This window comes from Polaromonas sp. P1_G4 (genome assembly GCF_056405475.1).
Genome location: NZ_JBFUCA010000486.1, coordinates 1 through 3,211 on the forward strand (window position 1 = coordinate 1; position 3,211 = coordinate 3,211).

6 protein-coding genes are annotated in these 3,211 nt (G+C 62.6%); 5 read left to right on the top strand and 1 reads right to left on the bottom strand.

The features are described 5' to 3' along the window. Both AC1D1X_RS19205 and AC1D1X_RS19210 read left to right on the top strand, forming a co-directional pair. Positions 1–312: hypothetical protein (locus AC1D1X_RS19205; RefSeq protein WP_477698912.1), on the top strand; the 312-nt coding region annotated here is incomplete at its 5' end. A gap of 296 nt (positions 313–608) precedes the next feature. Beyond that, complete coding sequence (locus tag AC1D1X_RS19210) at positions 609–824, top strand: hypothetical protein (RefSeq protein WP_477671159.1); 216 nt, start codon at positions 609–611, stop codon at positions 822–824. 17 nt (positions 825–841) lie between these two features. On the opposite strand, the gene AC1D1X_RS19215 is transcribed toward AC1D1X_RS19210, so the two are convergent. Then, positions 842–1,750 carry a LysR family transcriptional regulator gene (locus AC1D1X_RS19215; protein ID WP_477671160.1) on the bottom strand — a complete coding sequence of 303 codons (909 nt, stop codon included), beginning with the start codon at positions 1,748–1,750 and terminating at the stop codon, positions 842–844. 80 nt (positions 1,751–1,830) lie between these two features. Here AC1D1X_RS19215 and AC1D1X_RS19220 point away from each other — a divergent pair, with 80 nt between their 5' ends. From AC1D1X_RS19220 to AC1D1X_RS19230, 3 genes are all read left to right on the top strand, one after another. Beyond that, positions 1,831–2,253, top strand: coding sequence for a DoxX family protein (locus AC1D1X_RS19220; protein ID WP_477671161.1), 423 nt, complete (start codon positions 1,831–1,833; stop codon positions 2,251–2,253). Positions 2,254–2,274: 21 nt separating this feature from the next. Continuing rightward, complete coding sequence (locus AC1D1X_RS19225; RefSeq protein WP_477671162.1) at positions 2,275–2,952, top strand: glutathione S-transferase family protein; 678 nt, start codon at positions 2,275–2,277, stop codon at positions 2,950–2,952. Positions 2,953–3,008: 56 nt separating this feature from the next. Further along, on the top strand, positions 3,009–3,211 hold a 203-nt coding region (locus tag AC1D1X_RS19230; RefSeq protein WP_477698913.1), incomplete at its 3' end, for a hypothetical protein.

A 3,211-nucleotide genomic window follows, 5' to 3' on the forward strand; every position in this document is an offset into this window, starting at 1 on the left:
CCCCTGAGGTTGCAGGCCGAAGAACTCGAAGAACTCGTCGCCAGCCTTGCCGGCTTGCGCGCCGACATGGACCCACCCTACCCGCTGGACTGCCCACCGTTGAGTGCGCTGGAGCCCAGCTACAGCCCGCGGCACTGGGTTGCCTGCGACCCGTTGACCGGCAAGATCCTGCTGTTCCTGCGCCACCACCTGTTCGGCTGGCTGGGCATTGTGCAAACGCCGGAGACCGCGCTCGACATGCTGAAGTCGGTGGCCGTCGAGATGAAAAACCTGGAGCTCTCCGACCGCGATCCCAGGCGCGACCTGCACTGAGAATTGCTGCCTGCCAGGCAATGGCCGCTTCCCCTGCGAGCCTCGTCTCATCGTGTTTATCGTGCTGTACATCTTGATACGAGGCGCTCTGCGGGTTGGCCAATGAATTCAAGGCCTGCGCGCTGCATGGTGCAACACCTGCCGCCTTCCCATCTTTAGCTTTCTCCAATGCAGGCGACCACGCCGAAAGGCGTTTTCGTTTGCTTACTCATGGTCACGTTTTTGACGCGCGATTGTCATCACAGCGCCGGGATGAACTCCTACCATGGAGGCATTCACCAGAGAGGGCTTGCATCATGAGACCTGCTAAAGCACCGCCGCACGACTACCGCATTGAAAATGTCGATCCGGCCGAAGGCAGCCTGCTGCCGTCGAGCTCGAACCATCTTTTCGCCGACTATTCGCTGGCCGTGGCGGTGGCCGTGAAAAGTGTGGCCGACCCCACGCGACAGGAAGTGCGCGTCGTGCACGTTCCCAGCGGGGAAGTCGTCTTCCGGACTTCAGCGTTTTGACGCCGGGGCCCGCCGCATCAGGCCAGCCTGATGCTGTTTGCAAAGTGGTCATACACCACGGAAATTCTCCGCAGGTGGCGCGACTCCGCGTGCGCCAGCAGCCACAGGTCTGACTCGCAGTCGGCCAGGGTGTCCGCCAGCGGCACCAGCCCGGGCTCTCCCGCCAGCATGAAGCGCGGCACAATGCCCACCCCCAACCCCGCCTTGATCGCATCCATCACCGCCACAATGCCGTCCGCATAATGCCGCGGCGTGACCTTGGGCAACTGCTTGCGCCGCCACAGCACCGAGGGGTGTTCCGGAAGCGATTCATCAGGCGCTATCCAGTCCAGTTTCGCCAGCGCATCAAGCAAGGGGATTTTTTTGGACGACGCCATCTTCGCTTGCGCTTTGGACCCGCACAGCACAAAGCGCACGGTGCCAAGCTTGCGGCCCACCAGGTGGTCGGGTGGCTTGCGTGTTGCACGCAGCGCCAGGTCCGCGTCGCGCCGGCTCAGGCTCACGAGTTCATTGCCGGTGCGCATGTCCAGCTGCAGCAGCGGATGCTGCGCCAGCAGCGGCTTGAGCGAAGGCAGCACCAGCCCGCGCAATACCGCGTCAGTCGTGGTCAGGCGCACCAGGCCTGAAACGCCTTCATGCGGCCGCTGCATGCTGGCGCGCACCGCTTCAAGCTCGGCCTCCACGCGCTCCGCATGCGGCACCAGGCCCAGCATGGGCTCTGTGGGCAGGTAGCCCAGGCGCGACCTTTCGAACAGCCGCTGGCCCAGATTTTTTTCGATGCGCTGCACCGAGCGGAACACCGTGGACGCATCCGCGCCCAGCCGCCGCGCGGCCTCGGCCAGCGTCATGCCGCGCACCATGGCCAGCAAAATTTCCAGGTCAGAGGCCGTCAGCGCGTATTGCGTTTTTGCAATAGATGGTTTCATGATTGCCAATTTACATTGTATTTTTGCAATCGTAAAGTGGCGGCTCCTTCAACGCTACGCCCTTCGCCGGGCTTTACACCATGACCATCGAAACCTCCGAAACCTCCAGCGCCAGCCACGGCGCCACCCTGCTGCGCCTGGCCCTTGGCACCATGTGGGTCACCCACGCGCTGCTCAAAATCTTCGTCTTCACCCTGCCCGGCACGGCGCTGTTTTTTGAATCGGTCGGCCTGCCCGGCTTCATGGCCTACGTTGTCGTGGCAGTGGAGCTGGCCGGCGGCGCGGCGCTTCTGCTGGGCTTTTATGGCCGCCAGGCATCGCTGCTGCTGGCGCCGGTGCTGCTGGTGGTCGTCTGGGTGCACTGGCCCAACGGCTGGGTGTTTACCAGCCCCAAGGGCGGCTGGGAATACCCGCTCTTTCTGCTGGTCGCCTCGCTCGCCCAATGGCTGCTGGGTGACGGCGCCTGGGCCGCGCGCCGCAGCCGCCTGCTGGTGCTGCGCTGATCTGCGCTGAAAGACATCACCATGAAGCTCACCCTCATCAGCCACACCCTGTGCCCCTACGTGCAGCGCGCAGCCATCGTGCTCGCGGAAAAAGGCGTCGCCTTCGAGCGAATCAACGTCGACCTCGCCAACAAGCCCGACTGGTTCAAGGCGATCTCGCCGCTGGGCAAGACGCCGGTGCTACGGGTAGATGACGATGCGATTTTTGAATCGGCCGTGATCTGCGAATACCTGGACGACACCCTGTTGCCACGCCTGCATCCCGCGGATGCCCTCAAGCGCGCACAGCATCGTGCCTGGATGGAGTTCGGATCTGCCTTGCTCAATGCGATAGGCGCGTTCTACAACGCGGCCGATGCGGCGTCGCTGGCGCGGCACCGTGAAGATATTGGGCGCCGGCTTGCCCAGCTTGAGGCGGTGTTGCCGGATCGAGGCCCTTATTTCGCCGGAGCATCCTTCAGCATGGTGGACGCGGTGTTTGGTCCGGTGTTTCGTTATTTCGATGTGCTGGACGACGTGGGCGAAACAGGATTCTTTGAACATTTGCCAAAAGTGCAGGCCTGGCGCGCCGCTCTCGCTGCGCGTCCCTCTGTCCAGCAAGCGGTGGGCAGCGGCTATGCCCGCGAGCTGCATCGCTTCTTCCTGGCCCGCAGCTCCGAACTCTCGCGTCGCATTGCGGGGTGTGAAAGTAGAGCCTGATGCTATAAAGCGGATGGCCGCTTTTGGCCAGAAGTCGAAATTCGTCACCTCAATCGATGCCATCCAAAACGCCTTCCTCCGGCCCCGCCGATTGGTTGCTGGGCCGTTGGCGCTCTGACAAAGGGTTGACCGTTGACGGATGGGGTAAGCATCCCCCAGGCTCTATAGAGTTTCAGGCGATTATGCTTCGGACACTCGGCAAGACAGAGTTGCTATTCACTCCAACACGCTTCACCTCGATGTTCGAGGACGCCAAGTC

Bases quoted from the DNA above. Each gene is read 5' to 3' on its own strand.
- AC1D1X_RS19210 (WP_477671159.1), top strand. From the start codon at position 609: ATGAGACCTGCTAAAGCACCGCCGCACGACTACCGCATTGAAAATGTC.
- AC1D1X_RS19220 (WP_477671161.1), top strand. From the start codon at position 1,831: ATGACCATCGAAACCTCCGAAACCTCCAGCGCCAGCCACGGCGCCACC.
- AC1D1X_RS19225 (WP_477671162.1), top strand. From the start codon at position 2,275: ATGAAGCTCACCCTCATCAGCCACACCCTGTGCCCCTACGTGCAGCGC.
- AC1D1X_RS19215 (WP_477671160.1), bottom strand. From the start codon at position 1,750: ATGAAACCATCTATTGCAAAAACGCAATACGCGCTGACGGCCTCTGAC.